The 24,212-nt window shown below is 46.6% G+C and carries 18 protein-coding genes, 1 tRNA gene and 1 pseudogene; 11 read left to right on the forward strand and 9 right to left on the reverse strand.

Annotated features, from left to right (window positions below; all coding sequences use genetic code 11):
* Positions 1-86: 86 nt before the first annotated feature.
* A complete protein-coding gene (locus DC20_RS05660) occupies positions 87-440 on the reverse strand; it encodes a hypothetical protein (protein ID WP_062542937.1) in 354 nt (117 codons plus the stop codon).
* Positions 441-729: 289 nt separating this feature from the next.
* Here DC20_RS05660 and DC20_RS05665 point away from each other — a divergent pair, with 289 nt between their 5' ends.
* The 4 genes and pseudogenes from DC20_RS05665 to DC20_RS05680 all read left to right on the forward strand — a co-directional run bounded on the left by DC20_RS05665 (position 730) and on the right by DC20_RS05680 (position 4,269).
* On the forward strand, positions 730-1,371 hold the full coding sequence (locus DC20_RS05665; protein WP_062542938.1) for a C40 family peptidase: 642 nt from the start codon (positions 730-732) through the stop codon (positions 1,369-1,371).
* A gap of 556 nt (positions 1,372-1,927) precedes the next feature.
* Positions 1,928-2,026, forward strand: a pseudogene (locus DC20_RS23675) (YkvA family protein); the annotation flags it as partial.
* Positions 2,027-2,744: 718 nt separating this feature from the next.
* Positions 2,745-3,497, forward strand: coding sequence for a M48 family metallopeptidase (locus DC20_RS05675; RefSeq protein WP_071885385.1), 753 nt, complete (start codon positions 2,745-2,747; stop codon positions 3,495-3,497).
* Between the two features lie 160 nt (positions 3,498-3,657).
* A complete protein-coding gene (locus tag DC20_RS05680; RefSeq protein WP_062542940.1) occupies positions 3,658-4,269 on the forward strand; it encodes a toxin-antitoxin system YwqK family antitoxin in 612 nt (203 codons plus the stop codon).
* 148 nt (positions 4,270-4,417) lie between these two features.
* Here the strand turns inward: DC20_RS05680 and DC20_RS05685 are convergent, their stop codons facing one another.
* The 8 genes from DC20_RS05685 to DC20_RS05720 form a co-directional block, all read right to left on the reverse strand.
* Entirely contained in the window at positions 4,418-4,678 is a 261-nt protein-coding gene (locus DC20_RS05685; RefSeq protein ID WP_062542941.1) for an acyl carrier protein, read from the reverse strand.
* A gap of 34 nt (positions 4,679-4,712) precedes the next feature.
* The gene (locus DC20_RS05690) at positions 4,713-8,090 is read right to left on the reverse strand and encodes an efflux RND transporter permease subunit (RefSeq protein WP_062542942.1); all 3,378 of its coding nucleotides are present in this window, start codon (positions 8,088-8,090) and stop codon (positions 4,713-4,715) included.
* A 69-nt stretch (positions 8,091-8,159) separates the two neighbouring features.
* On the reverse strand, positions 8,160-9,290 hold the full coding sequence (locus tag DC20_RS05695) for an efflux RND transporter periplasmic adaptor subunit (protein WP_062542943.1): 1,131 nt from the start codon (positions 9,288-9,290) through the stop codon (positions 8,160-8,162).
* Between the two features lie 36 nt (positions 9,291-9,326).
* A complete protein-coding gene (locus DC20_RS05700) occupies positions 9,327-10,682 on the reverse strand; it encodes a TolC family protein (protein ID WP_062542944.1) in 1,356 nt (451 codons plus the stop codon).
* Positions 10,683-10,686: 4 nt separating this feature from the next.
* Positions 10,687-11,301 (reverse strand): TetR/AcrR family transcriptional regulator, encoded by a 615-nt coding sequence (locus tag DC20_RS05705; RefSeq protein WP_062545825.1) that lies wholly within the window; start codon positions 11,299-11,301, stop codon positions 10,687-10,689.
* Between the two features lie 348 nt (positions 11,302-11,649).
* Positions 11,650-12,393 (reverse strand): LytR/AlgR family response regulator transcription factor, encoded by a 744-nt coding sequence (locus tag DC20_RS05710; protein ID WP_062542945.1) that lies wholly within the window; start codon positions 12,391-12,393, stop codon positions 11,650-11,652.
* Positions 12,390-13,415, reverse strand: a complete 1,026-nt coding sequence (locus tag DC20_RS05715; RefSeq protein WP_062545826.1) for a sensor histidine kinase — start codon at positions 13,413-13,415, stop codon at positions 12,390-12,392. The genes DC20_RS05710 and DC20_RS05715 overlap by 4 nt, the downstream gene beginning before the upstream one ends.
* A 32-nt stretch (positions 13,416-13,447) precedes the next feature.
* On the reverse strand, positions 13,448-14,254 hold the full coding sequence (locus tag DC20_RS05720; RefSeq protein ID WP_062542946.1) for a LiaF transmembrane domain-containing protein: 807 nt from the start codon (positions 14,252-14,254) through the stop codon (positions 13,448-13,450).
* 314 nt (positions 14,255-14,568) lie between these two features.
* Between DC20_RS05720 and pheS the strand changes: the two genes are divergently transcribed.
* The 7 genes from pheS (at position 14,569) to DC20_RS05755 (ending at position 24,158) form a co-directional block, all read left to right on the forward strand.
* Positions 14,569-15,594, forward strand: coding sequence for a phenylalanine--tRNA ligase subunit alpha (gene pheS, locus DC20_RS05725; protein ID WP_062542947.1), 1,026 nt, complete (start codon positions 14,569-14,571; stop codon positions 15,592-15,594).
* 206 nt (positions 15,595-15,800) lie between these two features.
* A tRNA-Asn gene (locus DC20_RS05730) sits at positions 15,801-15,874 on the forward strand.
* A 253-nt stretch (positions 15,875-16,127) separates the two neighbouring features.
* Positions 16,128-17,138, forward strand: a complete 1,011-nt coding sequence (locus DC20_RS05735) for a helix-turn-helix transcriptional regulator (protein WP_062542948.1) — start codon at positions 16,128-16,130, stop codon at positions 17,136-17,138.
* A gap of 51 nt (positions 17,139-17,189) precedes the next feature.
* Entirely contained in the window at positions 17,190-19,655 is a 2,466-nt protein-coding gene (locus DC20_RS05740; RefSeq protein WP_062542949.1) for an N-6 DNA methylase, read from the forward strand.
* On the forward strand, positions 19,648-20,865 hold the full coding sequence (locus DC20_RS22645; protein WP_062542950.1) for a hypothetical protein: 1,218 nt from the start codon (positions 19,648-19,650) through the stop codon (positions 20,863-20,865). Before DC20_RS05740 ends, DC20_RS22645 begins: the two co-directional genes overlap by 8 nt.
* On the forward strand, positions 20,866-22,980 hold the full coding sequence (locus tag DC20_RS05750; protein WP_062542951.1) for a type I restriction-modification system subunit M: 2,115 nt from the start codon (positions 20,866-20,868) through the stop codon (positions 22,978-22,980).
* A complete protein-coding gene (locus DC20_RS05755) occupies positions 22,977-24,158 on the forward strand; it encodes a restriction endonuclease subunit S (protein WP_062542952.1) in 1,182 nt (393 codons plus the stop codon). The genes DC20_RS05750 and DC20_RS05755 overlap by 4 nt, the downstream gene beginning before the upstream one ends.
* The last annotated feature ends 54 nt before the right edge of the window (positions 24,159-24,212 follow it).

Below are 24,212 nucleotides of genomic sequence, written 5' to 3' on the forward strand. Positions count from 1 at the left end.
CCTATATAGTAGAGCCGCCGCTTTCTGCCCGTTTTAAAGAAAACGGGCAGAAAGCGGCGGCTCTGTTTTGGCCAAGCACCTGTAAGCTAGGTCATGGAAGAAGGCGGAGGAGTAGGTTTGTTTCGCACCAAATGGGTCTCTTTCACACCAGCCATACGGGCTTCTACCTCATACTTGTTGTTGTAATACCCCACCCGCAAAGACTCTACAAGATACAGCCACAAAAATCTGAGAAAGCCATGTTCCTGGAACTGACGCACATGGCATAGTTCATGCGCTACCCAGGGGCTATCCTGCAGAAAATTTTCTTTGGAAACTCCGCTTAAGTGTATAGTTTTGCCCAGCACCATTGCCACGTTAGAGCTCTTCAGTTTCCAGCGGGCGATACGGGCAAAGGGTGAATTCTCAATTATTTCGAGATTTTTTTCCAGCGATTGCATCTGTTTTATTTTGCCTTTTTATACGGCACTCAAGCCTCTCAGGCTACATTTTCACCCCTCTTCCAATTTCTTTTTCCTTCCAAAATACTAAAACCGCGCTTTTACGTGTTTGGTTTTAAAAGGTTTCATTTTTACCTTTGAACCAGTGAGAATATGTTGGGTATCAACAAACTCACAGTAAAAGGGCTTTCTTCCTGTTTTTTGGGCGTCTTTTGACGCTGACAGTTGGAAGGGCCGCGAGTGGTCTCTGCTGCAGCCGGTACCACCCGATGTTTCACCATTAAAACAGATGATGAAAAGTTACATTCTGTCTGCACTAGCCTTAGGCTCTGCGTTTTTGTCCTTCTTTTATGAAGTACAGCCTTCTTCAGCCACTACTTACTCTGAAGATTCAGTATCCATCACCCCATCAGAACAAATCCAGGAATGGGCGTTAGAACACAACAACTTCAGTTCTGCTGCACCTCTTGAAGAGGCTCCCAAGGAGAAAGGTCTCACCTACAAAGACTCCCTCTTCTACAACTACTACTCCCAGTCTTTAGGACTTCGCTTAGATTATGACGAAGACAAAGCATTACTGGAAACCGTAGCCGACTGGATTGGCACTCCCTACCGCTCAGGCGGAAACTCACAACGCGGCACCGACTGCTCTGGGTTTGTAAGCCGGGTTTACAAGCAAGTGTACGGCATCAAGCTTACCCACAGTTCCCGCTCCATGTTCCATGAAGTGGACAGAGTTTCTAAAAACGCCATGGAAACCGGCGATCTGGTTTTCTTCCGCCGCGGTCCAGGCAAACCTATCTACCACGTTGGCATTTACCTTGAAGACGGTAAATTCATTCATGCGGCTTCTAACGGTGGGGTAATGATCAACTCCCTTATGTCGCCTTACTACAAGAAAAACTTTTACGCAGCAGGTAGAGTCAATTAACCTTTGCTGCCTCTTACATAAAAAAATCGCCTGCCCTGTTAACCGGGGCAGGCGATTTTTTTTATGCGTTCTGTTTAACCGCCATTTTTCAGAAAAGCCATCAGAAACAAAATAAATTCAGACTAGAGGCTCTAACTATTTCATGTAAATCAAGTATAAAAGATGTTACCAGCCAGAGCTGTGGAAGCTGAGTCTATGGTGGGGAAATCCACCTGTTCCTCAGTTATTTTTTTGTTACTTCGCCTTTGGGGTAGCAGTGCTCAGGCCCTCATCTTCTGCTCAATTTTAACTTCAGTTTTATATGGAAAACCAAACAGGCAATACTAAGAACATACATGAATCTTCGTTCTTCAAGCGGTTCACGCAGAAAGCCGAAGACTACCTGAAGCAGCCCTTGCGCATCAAGACCCTGCTGAATGATGCTTACAAAAAGGCGAGCGAGAGAAAAGACTTCGGGACCATTGCCGCTGAGGTGATGGAAAGCTTGGGCACTCTGACACGCCTGATCAAAGCCTCTGTTTCCGGGGAGTACCACGGTATTCCTAAAAACACCGTGGTAATGGCCGTAGCGGTGCTCATCTACTTCCTGTCGCCTATTGACATGGTACCCGACTGGATTCCGGTGATTGGTCTTTTAGATGATGCCACGCTGCTAGCCTGGTTTATGACCAGCATCAAAACCGAGATGGACAAGTTCCACGCCTGGGAAGCAACCCAACCTGCTAGAAACACTTCCAATGACCCAGGTACTGAGGTAGCCACTGCCTTGAGTGTTGACACCTCTGCCCACACTCCCAAATACGAAAACGAAACCGCTGGCCAGTATGGCTCTAGCCGTGTAACGGCTCCTTCTAACAGCGGCATAGGTTCTTCTGCTCAGCAGCAAAACCCAACCTACGGAGAAGGCAATATGCAGATGGGCAATGAATCTTCGGGTGCTCAAGGTTCTACTGGCGGCATCATTTCTGACCAGAACGATATTCCGGTGACCAGTTTACACACTGTAGAAGGCACCCCCATCCAGGAAATAGACCCAACGGCTACTCATGACGCGGCCCCTACTGAGCACGGCGTACCTTCCGGCTACGGTGAACCCAACGTAAGGGCCTCCACTACTGACAGCACCCGTGTTCCCAGCAGTAACAGCTATGACACGGACCACGGTGGCAATGTGCGCTAGGTTTGAGTGCGTGAATGAGCGGTTGAGTGATTGATGGAATGGATGTAGAACCCTTACCCTCCATTAATCACCATTTCATCTTACCATCAAAAAGACGTCTCCTTAGGGACGTCTTTTTTGTTTCTTTCAGTGGAGAAGTCACTATGCTAGAATAAGGAAAAATCGCTTGGCTGGCTGTATCTTTGTTTTAGATATGGAGCGAAAGAAAAGTACCCCCGCCCTTACCAAGGGGATTCTGGAGAAGGAGATTGATACCATAGGCCTCGTGCAGTTTGTGCCCAGCGCTACGGCCAAATACGTCAGAATCAGCATCAAACCCGGCAAAGGCGTCCGGGTGACGTTACCCAAACGTGCTACCCTGGCCCAGGCCGAAGCCTTTGTTCAGGAGAAGGCCGCCTGGATTAGGAAACACCTTTCTTCTCAGCAACAGGAACAAACCAAAAAGACGCTGTTCTCGCCGGATGTTGAGTTCAAAACTCGGTTCCATCAACTACTGCTACTTCCGCATGCCTTACCGCAGTGTAAGAGCCGCATCAAAGATGGCATCCTGTACGTGTGGTACCCCGAGCAGGTCACATGGGAGCACCCAGACATCCAGGACTACATCAAAACCGCAGTGGAATACACACTGCGGTTAGAGGCGAAACGCTACCTACCGCAACGCGTAGCTTACTTTGCACAGCAATTCGGGTTCTCTTACCAGCAGGTAACTATCAAAAACGCCAAAACGCGTTGGGGCAGCTGTTCCTACACCAATAACATCAACCTAAACCTACACCTCATGCGCCTGCCAGAACACCTCTGCGACTATGTGATTCTGCATGAACTGGCCCATACAGTTGAGAAGAACCATGGCCCCAAGTTTTGGGCTTTGTTAGACAAAATCAGCGGCGATGCTCGAGGCTTAGACAAACAGATGAAGGCGTACCGGTTGCAGGTGTATTAGATAGGATCATATGTTTCGGGGCTGCTTTGGAAAAACGTGCCCAAAACAACTTTAAGTTATCTCTGCAAAGGCGAGATCTTTGATATCTTACGTTTTGGGTACGTTTTCTAAAAAACACCTCTGAAACAACTATCTTGAAGTGTCTTTCCAGAGATTCCATATGATACGAAGCACTTTTCTCCTAGGGGCGTTCATACTCGTAACTACTTCCTGCGCACAAAAACAAATTCCTTCCATTGACAACTTTCAGAAGTATGGCACTTTGACTAACGGGTTCCCCCTTCATTCCATCGCTGGTACTCTTTATTTTGAAAATGGCATCATCAAAGCTACTGGCTCTTTTGCCGAGTCTACCGCCAAAGAGACAAGCCAGCTAAAGACTGGCTTATGGAAAGAATACTACCAAAACGGAACCTTGCGGCATGAAGGCACTTACCAAATTGGTTCTTATTTAAACTGCGGAGTGGTAGGTCTGCTTACTGAATACTATCACTACAAAGTTGGTCATTGGAAGTATTTCAACGAAAAAGGAGAACTGGAATTTGAGGTAGACTTCACGCCCAGTACGCTGCACGTCGAAACTTCCTGTGAAGGCGGAGATTCGCTCACCTTTGGTCTGATAAAGACAGTCCCTATTAAATATTCAAACCAACTGCCTCCAGATAAAATCTATGAACTTCAAAAAGAGACAATGGTTGAAGATGGCTTTACCACTATCACTTACACACCGCTGAATGGACGGTTATTTATCATATATGATTTTCAAAACTGAGCAGCAGCTGCAATGGACTAAAGTCTATCAGCCTGTTTTCAGCTTCATTTCCTAAAAACACCTCTGAAACAGGAATAACGAAAGAAAGGCAGAAGGAAATTCCCCCTGCCTTTCGGAGTCAAAAAATGAGCAATTTAATATAAAGGGGTTAGGATGCCTGCCGCATGGTGTGGGTAGACACATAGTCTACAAAATCACCCACTGTATTCAAAGGCACTTCATCTGGGATGACAATTTTAAAGTTCTTCTCCAACTCCAGAATGATGTCTACCACATCAACGGTGTCAAACCCAAACTCTTTGCTTAGGTCTGCTGAGACCCGGAGACGTGACGGCTTTATCTCCTTGGTCTTGCTGATAATTCTTACGACTTGCCGGGTAACAGAAGGGGTTGTATGTGCAGTAATCATATTGGTAAATTTAAAGGGTCCTTATTCAAACAAATCAGCCTACTAGCACCGCCTCTTGCTTGCGGCGTTTGGGGAGCACCCGGTTTTTTATTTTCTCATTGATCAGGTACATCATAGGCACTACCAACAGGGTAAGGAACGTAGCAAAGCTTAACCCGAAGATGATGGTCCAAGCCAGCGGCCCCCAGAAGGTCACGTTCTCGCCGCCCAAAAAGAAGTGCGGGTTGAACTCCGTAAAGAGGGTGAAAAAGTTAAAATTCAAGCCTATGGCCAACGGGATCAAGCCCAGAATGGTAGCGGTGGCAGTCAGCATAACCGGACTTAGACGCGTTTTACCGGCCATCACAATCGCTTCTTTCAATTCCATTCCTTCGCCCATCAACACATCTGTGAATTCAACCAGCAAAATCCCGTTCTTCACCACTATCCCAGCCAGTGCAATAATCCCTATTCCGGTCATCACAATAGACATATCCATATTGAAGACAGAGAAACCCAGCAATACCCCTATGACTGAGAAGATAACTTCTGATAAAATTATCAAGGACTTTGAAACAGAGTTAAACTGCGTCACCAACACCAAGAAAATCAACCCCATAGAGGCAATACCCGCCAGAGAAAGAAAGTCCATGGTTTCTTTCTGGTCTTCCTGCTCACCACCCATTCTAATCTCATAGCCTTCAGGGGCCGGGAAACGATCCAGCGCCGTCTGGATGTTGGCCACCACCTCATTAGGGTTATAGCCGCCTAACACATTTGAAGAAAGGGTAATCACCCGCTTCAGGTTCTTGCGCTTGATGCCGCCGTAGGTAGTAGAGTATTTAATGCTGGCCACCGCCGACACCGGCACCTGCCGCACCATGCCTGAGGCATCCCGGAAGGTGAGCACCATGCCCATGAGCTGGTCAATGTTTTTGCGGTACTGCTCGGCTAGCCTGATCTGGATAGGATATTCGTCCTCGTCGCGTTTGAACTTGGAAGCTTCCTTCCCGAAGATGGCCGTCCGGAGCTCGGAGCCAATCTGGGCAGTACTCAGCCCTTCACGGTTAGCGCGCACCCGGTCAATCTCCACCGTAATCTCAGGGTTCTTATCTTCCAGGTCAGTGCGCAGGTCCTCTACTCCGGCAATCTGTGCCGAGTCCAGGTAACGCTGTAGGTTTTTAGAAACCTGAATAAGTCCGGCAAACTCCTCCCCGGCAATCTCCACCACAATAGGCTTGCCTACCGGCGGACCGTTCCGCTCCTGTTCTACTGTGATTTCGGCACCCGGAATACCTTTCACCGCTTCCCGAATGTCGTCTAAGTAGGTGGCGGTGCTCACGCCTGGTTCGCGGTACTGGTACTCCACAAACGCCACGGTCACCCGGCCTTTGTTAGATTCCGCCTGGCGGCTACCCGCCATGGGGTCACCCGCGCCCACCGCTACGTTAGAGATGACAGACTCCACATTCGGGTTCTTCTCGCCTACCACGTTGAATACCCGCCGTTCTACTACTTTGGTAATGGAATCCGTTACTGATTGGTCAGTACCTACGGGCATGCTGATGTAGGTGTAGATAAAGTTAGGATCACCCTGCGGGAAGAACACTACTTTAGGCGCTCTGAGGGCAGTTACCACAATAGAAAGAATAAGCAAGCCTACTATAGAGGCCACCACTTTGTAAGGCCTCCGCCCCACCAGCATCCAGCGCAGCAAGCTCTCATACCGGCGCATGAACGCAGGCAGGGCGCGGGTCTGGAACTTATTAATCCAGCCGGTGAAGACAAATTTGTTAAGGGCTACAAATGCCATGAGCACCAGCACCAGGCTTCCTACGCCTATCCAACCAAAAGCAAAACTCAGCAAGGCCAGACCTCCCATGATGAGCATAGACAGCCGGAAATTCTTTCTCGCTTTCTCCGGATCATGCTCTCTTTTCATAAAAGACACCGCAAACACCGGGTTGATGATAAAGGCCACCACCAGAGAAGCCATTAAGGTGAGGATAAGCGTGATAGGCAGGTAGAACATGAACTCCCCCACAATGCCGGGCCAGAAGGCCAAAGGCAGGAACGGCGCCACCGTGGTAAGCGTACCCGCCAACACCGGCAGAAACACCTCACCAGCTGCCATTTTCGCTGATTTGGCAATGTTCCAGTTGGTCTCATGAAAGATGCGGTGCGTGTTTTCAATTACCACAATGGCGTCATCCACCACAATGCCCAGGGCCAGCAGGAAAGAGAACAGCACAATCATGTTCAGCGAGAACCCAATCATAGGCATAATCAGGAAGGCGATGAACATGGAGATGGGCACCGACAGTCCCACAAATAAGGCGTTGGTGGTGCCCATGAAGAACATCAGAATCAACGTCACCAGTATAAACCCGATGATGATGGTGTTAATGAGATCATTAAGCGTGTGCCGGGTCTTGTTACTTTGGTCACCCGTCACAGTCACTTTCAGGCTTTCGGGCAGTGTGGTTCCCTGGGCTTCGTCAATAATGGCGTTGATCTTGTCAGAGGCTTCAATCAGGTTCTCGCCGCTTCGTTTTACCACATTGAGCGTAATCACCGGTTGGTTGTCCAGGCGGGCAAAGCTTTCGCGTTCTTCAAAGGTGTCGGTGACCTGCGCAATGTCTCTTAGGTAAATATTACCGCCATTCAGTGACTTCACCACAATATCCCCGATCAGTGAAGGATCAGTGTATTGGCCCACCACGCGCACGGCTCGTTTCATGTCGCCAACCCGCACGGTACCACCCGAGATGGTCATGTTCTCCGTAGCGATGGCGCGCTCTACGTCGCCAAAGGTGACACCGGCTACCTGCATCTTGTACATGTCCATGTTTACCTGCACCTCCTGCTCCAGCGCTCCTACAATGTCCACGCGCGTAATCTCAGGCAGCGTTTCAATGCGATCCTGCAAATCCTCAGCAAACTGCTTTAGTTTCTCCGCGCTGAAATTACCCGAGAGGTTCACGTACATGATGGGCATCTCAGAGAAAGAGATTTCCTGCACGTTGGGAGCTTGCGGCAAATCAGTGGGCAGGTCGGTTTGGGCTTTGTCTACGGCGTCTTTCACCCGCTGCTTGCCCACTTCCACGTCCACATCGGTGTTGAACTCCACGTTGATCATCGCGAAGTCCTGCATAGAGGTAGACGTCACCCGTTTCACCCCGCTCAGCGACTTGATCTGCTTTTCAATGGGCCGCGTGACCAGGTTCTCCATGTCTGAAGGCGAGGTACCAGGGTACACCGTCGTCACAATCATGGTGGGGATCACGATGTCCGGGAAGTTCTCTTTCTGCAGGCGGTTATAGGCCAGAATACCCGCTAAAGAGATAATGAGCGTGATGATGTAAATACTGGTGCGGTTATCAATGGCCCAACTGGTGGGCTTGAATTCCTTGATATTGTTTGACTGTTCCATTTGGTTGGATGTTTAGAAAACCCGGCAACTGCGGAAGATGCGGTTTAGGGCCTCCTTTTGAAAAACTCCTTAGAAACTCACCGGTTGGCCGTCATTCAGGTTCTGGGCACCGGCACTAATCACCTGGTCATTGGCGTTGAGCCCCGTCAGAACTTCCACTTTACCGCCGTAAGAGGTACCCGTGGAGATGTTGCGCTTTACCGCCACGCGCTGACCACCTTTCTGCTCCACCACGTACACGAAGTTGCCTTGCTCGTCTTTCTGCACAATGTCCAGCGGCAGGGTAAGGGCGTTCTCTTTGGCGTAATCCTGGATGCGCACCACGGCGATCATGTTGGGCCGAAGGTTTACTTTGCCTTGCTCGGAGGGCTTCACGCCCAGTTCCACGGTGAAGGCCCGGTTAGTAGGGTTGATGTTGCTGCCCACCACCCGCACCGTAGTCATAATCTCCTGGTTCAGGTCAGGGAAGAGCACCAGGGCATCATCGCCTTTTTTGATTTTGGCGGCGTACGCCTCAGACACCTCGGCCACAATCTTGCCGCTGCTGGCATTCACCAACCTGATGATGCCCATACCAGGAGCTACCGCTTCACCAGACTTTGGAATCACCTGGTCTACTTCGCCAGAAATAGGTGCTTTCACAATGTACTGGGCCCGGGCGGCCTGCATGGCGGCTAACTGGCGCTCCAGGCTTTCCACGTTGTTCTTGGCTTGCAGGAACTGGATTTCGGTACCGATTTTCTGATCCCAGAGGTTTTTCTGCTTTTGGTACACCGTACGGGCCAGGTCCAGGTTGGGGCGCAACGCGGCAATCTGCTGATCCAGCGGGCCGGCGTCAATAGTGGCCAACGTCTGGCCACGGCTCACGCGGTTTCCGGCATTCACGCGCAGGCTGGTCAGCACACCTGGTACTTTGGGGCTCACCATTACGTTCTGGTCAAAGTCCACGCGGCCCTGCACCTCCAGGTAATGCCGGAACGTCTCGGGTTTCACGCTCAATACGGAAACGGGAACAGAGGCTACTTTGGACGCGTTGCCCTTGCCTTCTTTCTGCAGTTCGGTCTCTAGTTTGGTGATTTGGCTAGCCAGTTCTGCCTGTTCTTTTTTGAGTTCAGCTAACTGGGTAGCTTTGTCTTTTTCGCCGCAGCCAGATGCCAGCAGGGCCATGGAAATAAAGCCGGTGAGGAGGTATGTTTTCATGTGTTCTGAAGTTTTTAGAGGAGAATCAGAAAGTGATTATTGGGGTAAGGAAGTTCCGTTAGCCAGACGCAGGTCTGCCTGGGAGATGATGAGGTCATAGAGGGCCGAGAAGTAATTGGTTTCGGCCTCTTTGAGAGACGTTTCAGCGTTGAGCACCTCTATGTTGGAGCCAACGCCCTCACGGTACTTGATCTGGGCTACCCGGAGGATGTCCTCGGCCAGGGTGCGGTTACGGCTCTGGGCTTCCAATTGAATGCGGGCGTTGCGCAGGTTAGTATTGGCCTGTGCTACCTGCAAATCAATGCTTTGCTCCAACTCCCTGAAACCTACGTCCAGTTTATTGAGGGCCAACCTGCTCTGCTGCACCCTGTAGTGCTTATAGAGTCCATCAAACACCGGTATCTGCAGCCCCAGCCCTAAAGAAGCAAACTGGAAATACTGGCTCGGTCTGAAAAGGTCACCCATGTCATTGCCCGCGGTATTGGCTCCGTAGCGGCCTATCAACAGCAGCCGTGGCAGGTAGCCTGCTCGCTTGTTCCGAAAATCCAGCGTGGCCAGTTCGCGGTTGGTTTGCAGAATGGAATACTCAATGCGGTTGGTGTAGGTGACGTTAGCCTGTTCTGTCACCGCTGAAACGATGGCCTCCTGGATGGTGCTGGTGAGCGTGAGCGGTTGGGTCTGCGGCATTCCCATTTGGAACTTGAGCAAGTTGTAACCCAGTTCCTGCAGGCTGCGCAGCTTGGTCCGCTCGGTCTGCAGGTTGGTCCTGGTTACCACCAGTCGGTCTACGTCAATTTTCTCCACAAACCCGTTTTTGTTCATGATGCTGGTTTCGCGCACCATGGAGTCCATGCGGGCCAGGTTCTTGTCTATGAGCGCCGCCCGGTAGTCGGTGATCAGGATGTTGTAGTACGCCCTGGTTACGGCATCTGCCACCTGAACTTCTGTTTGCTTCAGCGTTTTCTCAGATAACTGGGTATACACCTGTGCCGCTTTCAACCCCAGTAGGTACGAACCGTCAAACAGCAACTGACTCCCGTTAAGGGCCAGGGTGTTATTATGCTTTGTGCCGAAGGGAGCGGCGATCACCGCACCTGGGGTTGTGTCTCCCACAAAGGCAGCTGGTAGAAACACCCGCTGGATGGCCAGGTTGTTGGAGTAGTCTACGCCGGCGGTTACCTGTGGCAAACCAATGGACCGCACCTCTCCCACCCTGGCTCGCGCCGTTTCAATATCTATGCGGGCACTCTGAATGGCCGCTTTGTTCTGGAGGGCGTATTGGATGGCCTGTTGCAGCGAAAACGCCTGCTCCTGCGCCATGACGGGCATTTGAATGAGGGAAAGGAGCAGCCAGCCCAGCAAAAGCCAACCGACGGAAATGCGCTTTTTCATACAATTATTCTTCTTCAGTAATCTGTTTGTATTGATTGATTAACTTATGTCCTTTAATGGTAGCCAGCCCTTGTACAAAGTGCTCCAGCAATGAAACCTGCACCTTCTGCAAGTCAAACTGGGTGGCAGGGTAAATTTCTGAGTTAAACCCCAGTTCCACCTCGGCCAGCCGCAACCGGGCCAGAATCTCCACGTCAATGTCTTGCCTGAACAGCTTTTCTTTGATGCCTCGCTGCAGGTGCTCTTTGGTTTGGGTTAGAAAGAAGCCGTTTTTATGGTCCTGCCACAGCTTCCAGGACGCGGGGTGGTATTTCTGCAAATCGTAGAAAATGCTGGGGTGCATCTGCCGCATTAGCCCCCGCACCATTTCCACAATCTGGAACATGGCTTCCATGGCATTGGCGGCAGTATCAATGGCCTGGCAACACGTACCTTCCATGCCTTGGATGTACTGCTGCATGCTTTCAAACACTACCTCATCTTTATTGGCGAACCACTTGTAAATGGTCTTTTTAGACACACCCAGGTGCGCCGCCACATCATCCATTGAAACTGCCTTTATCCCCTTCTGAGTGAAAAGGTTTAAGGCCTCCTGTAAGATCCGCTCTCTGATTTCCATTCTTTTTCTGTGAATCCGGGCCAAACCTAAGGAAACATTTTCTGTTTCCAAAGTTTCCAACGTTCAAGTTCAGTCCCTTAGAAAGCTTTGATTTTCTGAACTCTACAAATAATTACATCAGATGACAAGCGGCATGAAAGCTACCCTGTGAAGGGCATATACCAAGTGTTAATTCTGACCAACCCTATAAAACCTTGACCGAAACCGGACAATGCCTCACCCAAATCGTTTCTGTTTTGGACCTGAGTTAGAGAAAACAACCTGAAAACACAGTTACTGCTTCTGGCCTTTCCTCTATTCTGACCAATTTCTATTTTTCACAATTGGTTTAACTTTTTTTGCCGGTAACTAGATCCCGAGAACGGCTTTGAGTTTGGGGTAACCAGATTTGCTGAGCGGAATGCGGGTGCCATTGCGGAGCAGGGCCACATGGGTTTCTTTTTGCAGCGGTTCTATGCGGGTGAGTTGGTCCAGGGCCAGAATGTACGACCGGTGTACCCGTACAAACTTGCCGTTCTCCAGCGTTTTCTCATAGTAGCCCATGGTCTTCTTTTTCAGGAAGCAGCCGTAAGCGGTATGAATCTTTACATAGTCATCGTAGGCTTCCAGGTAGTGGATGTCGTGCACGGGAATGATCCGGATGTCGTTGTTCACCTTCACCACAATGCGCACCTGCTCTTCGGGCTGCTTGGCGGTGACTTCTTCCAGCACCTTCACTGCGGCCTCAGCTGTCGGCTTCTGCTGTTTTTGGCGCCATTTCTTTAAAGCGGCATCAAAACGCTCCTGGGTGAAGGACTTGAGCAGGTAATCCACAGCGTTGGTCTCAAAGGCTTTGATGGCGTACGCATCAAACGCAGTGGTGAAAATCACGCTGGGCACCGCCTCCACTAGTTCCAGCATCTCAAAGCCGTTGATCTTGGGCATCTGGATGTCCAGGAACACCAGCTCGGGCTGATGCTGCATGATGGCTTTCACGCCCTCAAACCCGTTGTTGCACTCCTGCACCATCTCCATGTCGGGATAGTTTTGCAGGTACTCACAGACAATACTGCGGGCCAAAGGTTCGTCATCAATTACCAGGCACTTGATCATGATTTCTGCGGGATTTTAACGGTGGTGATGAAAACGTTGTCTTGCTGATGGGTGCTGAGCAGGTCGGTGCGGGCGTACAAGAGGTATAAGCGTCTCCGGACCGAGTCTAGCCCGAACCCAGTGCCCTGCTTGTGTTGCAGCAGCGCGGAGTCAAACGGATTCAGGGTGCTGATGACCAGCATAGAATCCTGCATGGTGGCGGTAATCTTAATGAGAATGTCATCTATGGTGTCATACAAGCCGAACTTGATGGCATTTTCCACGATGGGCTGCAGCAACAGGTACGGCAAAGTCCCTTTCAGGCTTTCTTCCTGGTAATCTACCTGGGTCTGTAAACGGTGCCCGAAACGCACTTTCTCAATCTCCAGGTAAATCTGCAGGTGCTGCAGTTCATCGGCTAAGGGCACCATGGTCTGGTCGTCTTTCCGGAGGGTGCCTCTCAGGAAATCAGACAGCTGCTGGACCATCTTCTTCGCCTGGTCGGGTTGGGTTTTCACCAGCGCACTGATGGAGTTCAAGCTGTTGAACAGGAAGTGCGGCTGCAATTGCTGCCGCAGGTTAAACAGCTCGGCTTCGCGGGCCAGCTTCTCAGTGGCCGTTTTGCGTTCTTCGGCTTCCTGCTTCCCACGGGCGTAAAACCAGAGCCAGTTCTGCAGCACAATGAACAGGATCATGAGCCAAGCAAAGGCCAACCGCACAAAGAAGGTTTTGTCCACAAAGGCCAGGTACTCTTTCTGAGCGCCTAACAGATATTCCATTCCGGTATCCCAGAGCACCAGGCTGATCATGGCCACGCCTAAACTCCACCCCATCAGGTACACCACCTGCCGTCCGCCGGGGCGATAGAAGCGAAGCGCCAAGGACATCACATATCCGCTGCTTACCACCAACCCACTGCTTAAAGAGGCATCTTTCCAGGCCAACTCTACCGCGAAACCTGCCTGGTAAATTACCACGGTTTGCACCCCAGCCCACAGCAAGGCCCACCCTAGGTACAGCAGAATGTTCTTAACGGACGACATGGAGAAGCAGGGATTTGACTCTACCGCCCACATTAGTAGCTCTTGATCTCTATGCCCCCACAGAGTACCGTTCCTTTCAACACCAGCACCTTGTCTGATTCCAGGGCCGCCTCTACAAAGCTTCTTTTGTCATCTACCCCCCCAAAGATGGTAACCACCTCAGAGCGGACCCGCCAGTGCGCCGGAATAATCAGGCTCACACCGCCAAAGAACTCGGTGATGTTCAGAATTACTTCTCCCTGCATGTCAGCGTGGGTCAGGTTGTATTTGGCCCCGCCGCAGAAGGTCACAATGTCCCCGCCTTTGAAGTCCTTCGTAATCACGTTTTTGGTGATGCCGCCAAACACCGCGGTAGCCGTCAGGAAGTCTTCTTTGGAGGGGCTCAGGTTGGAGAAGGTCGGGTTCGTGAAGTTTGCTTTGTTGAAATTAGGCCCTTGCGGACCAAACCGCCTTACGTTTTTAAGGTGTTTTTCGCAGGTATGCCGGGGTTTGAAGATCAGCCACAACCCGGCCACCATGATGATGATGGGCCACAGATAAGCCCTGAGGCGAATACCGGGCACCAAGTCTTCCAAAAGAAACACCCCCCCGATGATGATGGGCACTATAAACCCAGGATTACGGAAGGAGTGCTTGATCCCGGAAAACAGCCCGATCACAATCAACAGCACCTTCCATGAGAACACCCACCTGGGCAGCACAATAGCGTTCATCTGATAGGCCAGCAAAACAGCCCCTACCCCGATGATCAATAACCCGGCGGCTACCCGGCCTCCCCTGCTGGTGTGTCCGCCCCACCGCTGGTAATCGCCTACTCGTTTTATGTGTGGATTTTCCATAACCTTGCTGATTTATGTTCCAAAACTAGCGGGAACCTACGCGCCCCACAACGGGAATTAGGCTAAGCCCACTGGAAAGTAGGTGAACGGCCGGTAGGCGTAGGTAAAAGGAGAAAACCCTTTTGTTTACCTACCACCCGCTCTTTCAAACTTGTGTGTACCCCGGCTCAAAGAAAGCATTTTGCTTCTGATTTTCAGAAAGTAGGCGTAAAACTAACGGGTGGCTACTTGTGTACTTGTTTAAGGAAAGTGCTTGCGAAAGGTCTTCTACATAAAACGGTACGCAATCCCCATTACTTCTTTATCTTTGCGCCATGCTATTGGAGAACATAAAACGGCTGACCCAAGAGGTAGAAGCCTATGCTATAGAGAACAAGGAGCAACTGGAAACCTTCCGGAACACCTACGTGAGCCGCAAAGGCCAGATTGCCGCGTTATTTGACGAGATGAAAACCGTTGCCCCAGAGCAACGCAAGCAGGTAGGCCAGGAACTGAACCAGCTTAAGAACCTGGCTCAGCAAAAAATGGACGGCGCCCAGGAAACCCTGGAGCAGAACGCCACGCCCGATGCCTTGTCTGGTTTGGATTTCACGTTGCCGCCAGTTCCTAACGCCCTGGGTACCCGTCATCCGCTGGCCCGCGTGCGCGAACAGATCATCCGTATTTTTGAGCGTATTGGGTTCAACGTATCTGAGGGTCCCGAAATGGAGGACGATTGGCATAACTTCTCAGCGCTGAACTTCCCTGAGAACCACCCTGCCCGCGACATGCAGGACACGTTCTTCCTGAGCAAGAACCCAGACATGCTGCTGCGCACGCACACCTCCAGCGTACAGGTGCGTGTCATGGAGCACCAGAAACCACCTATCCGGACCTTGTCCCCGGGCCGCGTGTTCCGGAACGAGGCTATCTCAGCGCGGGCACACTGCGTGTTCCACCAGGTAGAAGGTTTGTTTGTGGACCGCGGCGTTAGCTTCAAGGATTTAAAAGATACGCTTTACTACTTCGTGAAGGAGTTGTTCGGGCCAGACACGCAGATCCGGTTCCGTCCGTCGTTCTTCCCGTTCACCGAGCCCAGCGCCGAGATTGACATCACCTGCCTTATCTGCAAAGGCGAAGGTTGTAACATCTGCAAGCAAAGCGGTTGGGTAGAAATTGGCGGCTCTGGCATGGTAGACCCGCAGGTACTGGAAAACTGCGGTATTGACTCCAAAGAATTCTCCGGCTTTGCCTTCGGGATGGGTATTGAGCGGATCACCATGCTCAAGTACCAGATCAAGGACCTGCGCCTGTTTACCGAGAATGACGCCCGTTTCCTGCGTCAGTTTGAGGCCATCTAGCAAGTAGCGTTTCCGATAATAATTAGCACCAGCCTGTTTCAGGGCGATTTTCATGAAAACCGCCCTGAAACAGAAATTTTTCTGGTTTCATTTTCAGAGACTTATCAAAAAAGATAAAATTTTTCTAGACCATTACTTGCGCGCTATCACAGCAGACCCTACTTTTGCATCATCATTCAAGGTCACACGGCCAGAAAGTGATAAACTCCTCCTTAGCTCAGTCGGTTAGAGCACATGACTGTTAATCATGGGGTCCTTGGTTCGAGCCCAAGAGGGGGAGCTTCTAAATCAGCCACTTACGAGATAAAACTTGTAAGTGGCTTTTTTGTTTGCACACAATTTGCACACAATTCCACTTTATTCTAATCTACTCATTAATACATTAACCTATCTTTTCCCTTTCAGTCACCATCAAGCTAATAAGAGATGTAGAACTTTACTACATTGCTGTATCTACTTTCTTATATCAGATTCTATAATTTATACACTTTTGGTTGTTGGCGTTAACAATCCAACATCAAATATCCACAAACATGGCCACTAACAAATATGCAGTCATTAGGTATAACGCATTAGACCAATGCTTTAGAAACCCGGGCCGCAGGTATTTCATTCAGGACTTGATCAAGTGTTGTAGCGAAGCCATTTACGACTTCTCCGGAAATGAGGAAGGCGTGAAAAGAAGGCAGATCTTTGAGGATATCAAATTTATGGAGAGTGACCAAGGTTGGTCCATTCCGTTAGAGCGCCACAATGAGGGCAAGAAAGTATATTATAGGTACTCAGACCTTTCTTTCTCTATCAAAAGCCAACCTCTCAACCACACAGAAGCTAATCAACTAAAAGAGACATTGATGCTTCTGGGTAGATTCAAAGGACTACCCCAGTTCGAATGGATGGATGAAATGCTGGTAAGGCTTCAAACCACCTTTCGATTTTCAGAGAAGTCAACTGAGATTGTAGGATTTGATCAAAACAGGTACTTAAAAGGGCTTGAATTTTTCTCAGAAGTTTTTAATGCCATTCTCTACACCAAAGTACTTTCAATCAAATATAAGAGCTTTAAACAGCATTCCGTAAGTGAACTCACGTTCCATCCCTACTACCTTAAACAATATAATAACCGATGGTTCCTTTTCGGTCTTAGCCAAGAGTTTGGGTTGATATCTAATCTTGCTTTAGACAGAATAGAAGGAATAACGGAATTAAACCTTCCCTATGCACCCAACCTTACAGTTGACTTTGAGGAATTCTTCGAGGATGCGATTGGCGTAACTGTACCGAAAGATACTTTACCCCAAATCATAACTCTCAAAATCAACTCAACATTGTGGCCTTACATTGAGACTAAGCCAATCCATGGGTCGCAGAGGATCATCCAAAAAGGAGAAGGTTTTGTTCTTATAGAACTATTCGTTATCATAAACTACGAACTGGTTTCCTTACTTTTTTCAATGGGAGAAGAGCTAGTGGTTACCGAGCCTTCAGCTTTATCTGACCTAATCAAAGGAAAGGCTAAAGCTATTCTTAAAAACTATTCCTAACCAGTGCACTTCTACTGCACAGAAGGTTTACACCTTTGTAACATCTCAACGATGATGTTAACCAAACGCTTTCCTTTTATGCAATCTCCTACGGCCTCCTACTCTCTTATTGAATCAAAAGCTTATAAAGCCATCGAAATTCTTAAGGGGCAGGCTAATAAACCTAACTATCATTTGGTGGGGCTTCTTCTACTTTTACAAAAGGAGAATGTCTTAGATCAAGTAACCAGTCAAGAACCTGCTTTTATAATTTATGAACTGAGAGAAGCAATGTACTTCTTTGATCAATTTAAACATTTGATACCAGTATATGAGGCATTCAGTGATTCACTCTTAGAGATTGAGCCCAGAAGGCTAGTTCAGGTTTTTGAAGTAATTAAGTCAACTGATAAATCGTCCTTAGATATCTTTCTCAAGGATGTAATTGAAAATTTGGTTTACCACATTTCTAAATTGGAAGGCCGTTTGGGAGGAGTTTTCTTACAACCCGTAGAGTTAACTAAATTCATCTGTGCCTTAGCTGATTTGAAAGAAGGAGCTTCTGTTTACAACCCCTTTGCAGGCGCTGCCTCTTTTGGGGTTCATTTTGGGGAAAATATAGAGTATACCGGACAAGAGATTAATCGTTCATCTTGGGCGATTGGGCTACTAAGGCTGATTGCTTCCAACAAATTTGAACAGGCTGACTTTATCCTCGGAGACTCTATTATTGAGTGGAATCCTCTTGGAAGAAAATTTGATCTGATAGTAGGTAACCCGCCTTTTAACTTGAGAGTTGACCAGTACAACCATAAGGCTGATTCAATCTCTGATGCAACTTCGTTTTTTTTAAAGGAATGCTTAAAGGATTTAACTACAAATGGCAAGGCCATTGTTGTTGCTCCAAATAGCACATTATCTAATAATGGAAAGGATAACAAGTCGCTTCGTAGGTTTTTAGTAAATGAGGACTTATTAGAAACTGTCATTTCATTTCCCGGTGGCCTTTTAAACAACACTGGGATACCATTCAATATATTAGTAATCAATAACGCTAAAAAACAAAGGGGAAGAGTTCTCTTTGTAGATGCAGGAAACTCGTTATTTGAAGCTTCTACAAAGCAAAAAGCTATAGATGCACAACGTTTACTGTCTGTGTTACAGGGTGAAAGCTCTTCAGAAATAAAAATTGTAACTCAGGAGGAGATATTCTCCAATGATTTTAATTTGATGGTCCAGAGGTACTTCACTAAGGAATCTTCTGGTGTCGCTTTGGGAAATATTCTCAAACCTGTTAAAGGATCAAAAGTAAGCCAAGCTACAGAGGGAAAATATGTCCGAATCAAGGATCTAAGTAACGATACACATGATTTCATCTTAGATACAAGTACTATTGAAACTGTGAGCTTGCCCAAGTACGCTGTAAAGCTTGAAAAATCAGCCATCTTACTAGCAGTAAGGTGGAAATCTTTAAAACCAACTCACTTTGTCTATAAAGGTGAACCCATTTTCCTTTCACCTGACATCCTACCTTTTGAGGTCAAGGGGAAGATGATAGATATTGCTTATTTATGCAGTGTCTTAGCTTCCGAGGACGTTATGACTCAATTGGACAGGTACCGCACAGGCGCAACCGTTCCTTATATTACTAGGCTAGATCTTTTAAAGGTTAAGGTGGACCTTCCTGATCTGGAAACACAAAGAGTAATTATTACTTCAGAAGCATCTAGGCTTTTAGAAGAGGAACGAAAAGCGATAAGAAATAGAGCTTATGAAGAACTAGCTTCTATCAAACACTCCATGGGCAAACCTTTACTAAATCTTAATTCTGGGGTAAGAAACATAGAAGCAGCACTCTCTAAAATTAGCATCGACTGGGAGAGCTTTAAGTTGAGTAGTAAAACAGAGTATACGTTGCGAGATGCTATTAATTCCCTTTACTCTAACCTGGACCTTCTTTCCAATTTACTGAGGAATAACAAGCATGAGTTAGATGTTAACACTTACGCCCTGAATCAAGTTGAAGCAATTAGCTTCTTCAGGCGATATGTTGGTGATTTAAAAGCAGTTGATGGCGAAAAGTATCAATTAAGTTTAGATGTTTCTCCTGATTTAGAAACAGAATTTAAGGGAGGTGTCTACATACATGCTAATGAGGAGTTATTGAAAATTGCTTTAAATAACATAGTAGATAATGCGCAAAGACATGGTTTTACTAGGAAAGACCAAGATTATAAACTTGAAATACGATTGAATTTGCACCTTAATAGATCTTATGCAAATTTAGACATCGAGGTAGCAAATAATGGAGAACCCTTTCCTGAAGGTTTTTCTTGGACAAACCTAATCCGAAAGGGGGCTACTGCAGGCCCTACTGGAAATTCAGGCATAGGGGGGCATGATATCGATGCAATTGTGACAAGACTGGATGGCAGACTGGAGCTTTATACACATCCCTATATTACTGCTCCTTTTACTACCATCTATAAAATATATATACCAATTATTGGCAGTGACGGATATCAACAGTATGAATAAAAGATACAGAATCCTTTGGATTGATGACCAGTATGAGGACCTTATTGAATTTAGTATACAGGCAGAAAATAGCGGAATAGATCTCTTCGGGTTTACTTCTTTTGAAGAAGGATTCAAGAATCTTGAAAAGGATTTGAGTAAATACGATGGAATACTTCTTGATGCCATGTTTTTCAAAACCAAAGATCAAATTCAAAATACTGAAGATGAAGTTGCGTTGGGGATGGCTATTGCTCGTTTGAATGAGTTAAAATTCAAAAAGTACCTTCCATGGTTTGTTCTTTCTGCTCAAGAATCATTCACAAAGAGCAACAACAGCATCCTTAAGGCTAATCAGAAAAGGTGTTTTGATAAGAAAAACGGGAATGACTTAGAAGAATTATTAACTTCTATAAAAAGGGAGGCTGATAATTTAGAAGATACTAGGATAAGACATCGTTACCAAAAAGTGTTTGATACATTTTCGGAAACTTATATTGGGGACAACTATGCTGAACATCTCCTTGCCATTTTAAAAAGCTTGGAAAATCCAGAAGCCGACATTGATGACATCCTTTATTTCACACAGGTACGGATAATTCTGGAGGGTATGTTTAGAGCATCAAATAAATATGGTCTTTTGCATGACCGATGTATAATTAATGGGAACGTTGTACTGAAAAATTCATACCGGTTCCTTTCACAAGAGAAAGTGAAGGTTGAAGAAGGCACATTTGTATCATGCAAGAAAAAGCATTTTCCTCCTTTGATTGCAAAAGCGATTAACACTATACTTGATATTACAAATGTGGCTTCCCATAGTGAGCCAGCAGAGAAAGAGCTAAGTAAATTAGAACTCGCTTCTTATCGGCAGAATGTAAATTCTCCCTACCTATTATACAGCCTCACTTTTCAACTGATGGACACACTTTTGTGGTTCAAAAGCTATGTTGACCAGGAAGAGAACAAAGATTACCAGACTAATATTTCATATTGGATAGCTGAGACTATACCAATTTCCTCCAATACCGCAACCACGCTCCACACAGGAGAGATCGAACAAGATGAAAACAGGAATTACTTCTGTGGCAAGTATCAATTGAAATACACTTATACTGACCAGAACCATAAAGTAGGCGAAAAAATCACGATTTTAAGTGCTATAGAGAATACAGATTTAAGAACAAAGAACAAATATCCCCAAGTGGCACAAAAGTACACAAGAGCTTAAATGACAAACGAACAACTAAAGAAACTAGAAGATGATTTGTGGGATGCAGCTAACGCGTTGCGTGCCTATGGAGGGATAAAGGCATCGGATTATGCGGTACCGGTGCTGGGGCTTATCTTCTTGCGATTTGCCGATAATAAATACAGCCATGTAGAAGCTGAAATTCTGCAGGAGTACGAGCAGCACAAAGGTACCCGGATGGAGCGGGCCTTGGATAAGATTGCCTTAGAGAAGTGTGGCTTCTATTTACCAGATATTGCCCGATATGATTACTTGCTAAACTTGCCTGGTGATAAGAAAGCAGCCGCTGCCATAAAAGAAGCAATGGAAGCTATTGAAGCTTTTCAAGATGCTAAATTTGAGGGAGTATTGCCTAAGGATCCTTACTTCGACATTGAAAAGAAGAAAGACGACATTCTGCCACAATTGCTGAAAACCTTCTCTAACATCCCGCAAGATGCTAGTGGTGATATCTTCGGCAAGATATATGAGTACTTCCTTGGCAAGTTCGCCATGAGCGAAGGACAGAAAGGTGGTGAGTTCTTCACGCCAACTTCAGTAGTGCGTTTTATAGTAGAAGTGATAGAACCCTTTAGCGGGAAGATTTACGACCCTGCTTGCGGATCGGGTGGTATGTTTGTGCAGTCGGCTAAGTTTGTACAGGAGGCAAAGCACGACCTGAATGATATTTACGTGTACGGCCAGGAATACATGGGGGAAACTGTGCGATTAGCTAAAATGAACCTGCTAGTTAATAACCTTCGCGGTGAAATTACTGAAACTAACTCCTACGAGAGCGACCCTTACCACAGCAAAGAGCGTTTCGACTATGTAATGGCTAACCCGCCATTTAATGTCAAAACTGTAAAAGAAGCAACTGTTAAAAACGACTCGCGCTTCACAGCCTATGGTTTGCCCACCAACAAGGGCAAAAAGGATGATAAAATTACAGACGCCAATTACCTCTGGATTTCGTTGTTTGCTACCTCATTGAACGAAAATGGTCGAGCAGGTTTCGTGATGGCTAACTCTGCTTCGGATGCTCGCAACACAGAGTATGATATCCGGAAGAAGATTGTAGACAGCGGCATTGTGGATTGTATGGTTACCATGCCATCAAATATGTTTTACACAGTAACCCTGCCTGCTACCATCTGGTTCTTCGATAGGGGAAAGGTAAACACCGACCGTAAAGACAAGATCCTGTTCCTGGATGGGAGAAACGTATACCGTCAACTTGACCGCGCCCACCGTGACTGGTCCGAGGAGCAGGTTCAGAACTTAGCGGCGATTGTGCGCTTGTACCGTGGCGAAACAAGCCGTTATCTAGAGCTGATTGACCGATATATTAAAGAGGCTATCAAGGCTATTTTAGCCCTTCCGGAACATGTAGAAAAATTTGGAGCCGCACTTACCAAAACAATTTCTGGCTTACAAAACTACTATCAACAAAGCGAAGGCAAGTACAAATCTGAACAGCTGAATAATCTTCAGGCATCTGATCTTCTTGAGCAGTTACAAACGCTGCAACTGTTAAATGCACCAAATGTAACGGATGATTTGTCTTTACGGACACTGGCTACTGCCAAAGATAATACCTCTCAACTACAATTTGCCACCGAACTCAGAACCATTCTTGCTGCTTACCGAGTGCTGCAAAATCAGCTGAATCAACAGAAAGAGCAGGTGACAGAATTGTGGAAGCAAGCTGACAAATTGCTTAAACTCAAAAACGACAAATCATGGATCGACTTTGGCTTGAATAAAGCTGATAAAGTGTTCGAAGAGAAACAGCAGAAATTACATGCTGTTCTGGAACAGGGTATCTATTGGCTCAAAAGCATGAGTTGGCTGCAAGAGCGTTTCCCTGATGCAATCTATGTTGATGTGACAGGTCTTTGCAAAGCTGTTTCACGGAAAGAGTATACTGAGGAACAGGATTATTCTTTGAATGCAGGCAGATATGTTGGAATCACATTGGATGAGGATGGCATGACCGAAGAAGAGTTCATTAAACTTATTCAGTTTAAAGCAAAAAATTTCAAAGACCTGTGTTTAGAGGCGCAGCAACTTGAAGAAAACATTGTTGATAACTTCTCAAAACTGCTGTCATGATTACTGAAAATCTGAAATTAGAAGATCTAGTTACTTTCCAAAGAGGGTTCGATATAACTGTTAAAGATCAGATAGAAGGTAATATACCTGTTATATCATCAGGTGGGATTTCAAGTTATCATAACGAATACAGAGTTGAGGGCCCAGGCGTTGTTATTGGAAGGAAGGGTACTTTAGGAACGGTTCATTTTGTAGAAGGAAACTTTTGGCCTCATGATACTACACTTTGGGTAAAGGACTATAAAGGAAATGACCCTAAATTTATTTACTATTATCTCAAGACATTACAGCTTGAAAGATTTGATGCAGGAGCTTCTAATCCAACACTAAATCGTAATCATATTCATAAACTGAAGGTACAGGTACCTAAGTTTAAATTTAGAAGTAAAATCGCTTCCATCCTTTCTGCCTACGATGAACTGATAGAAAACAACAATCAGCGCATTGCCATATTGGAACAGATGACAGAAGAAAATTACAATGAGTGGTTTGTGCGCTTTCGCTTTCCTAATCATGACAACACACCCATATGGGATGGTTTACCTGAAGGTTGGATGACTTTAGATTTGCAAGATGTCTTTTCTTTTATTTCCAGAGGCGTTACTCCTGAATATGCGGATGGTTCTGGAATATTTGCCATCAATCAAAAAGTTAACAAGGGGCGATTTTTGGACAAACAACACCTTAAAGAACTTGATCAATCTTTAATAATCTCTCGTGAGAAGTTTGCCCATTATGGGGACATTTTGCTTAACTCTTTAGGTGAAGGGACATTAGGAAGAGTTCACTTTTATACGGATCAAAACGAAAGATACCCTGTTGATCAGCATATGTCTATTTTAAGATCTAAAACAAAGTCAATGGCTTTTTTCATTTATATGTTTCTTCAAAGTCCCTTAGGGCAAGGAAAGCTGGACTTGATGAAAGTTGGAGGAACAAATATGACTATGATCAATATTTCAGACCTAAGAAAGTTTAAAGTTGTGGTACCTCATCAAACTATCATAGACAGCTTTTACCAAATTAATAAAACATCAATTGAGCTTAAGCAAAATTTGATTAACAAAAATGAAATACTACAAGAGGCGCAGGATCTTCTTCTTCCAAGGCTCATTAGTGGAAAGTTTTCTGTAGAGCACCTTGTTAAGGAGGAGGAAGAGCATTTACAACTCTTCTAATATTTTCATTTTAAATATATAATATACGATACTCTAATTGAATACTAAATTTTA

The sequence above is a fragment of the Rufibacter tibetensis genome (assembly GCF_001310085.1).
GTDB classification, from domain to species: Bacteria; Bacteroidota; Bacteroidia; order Cytophagales; family Hymenobacteraceae; genus Nibribacter; species Nibribacter tibetensis.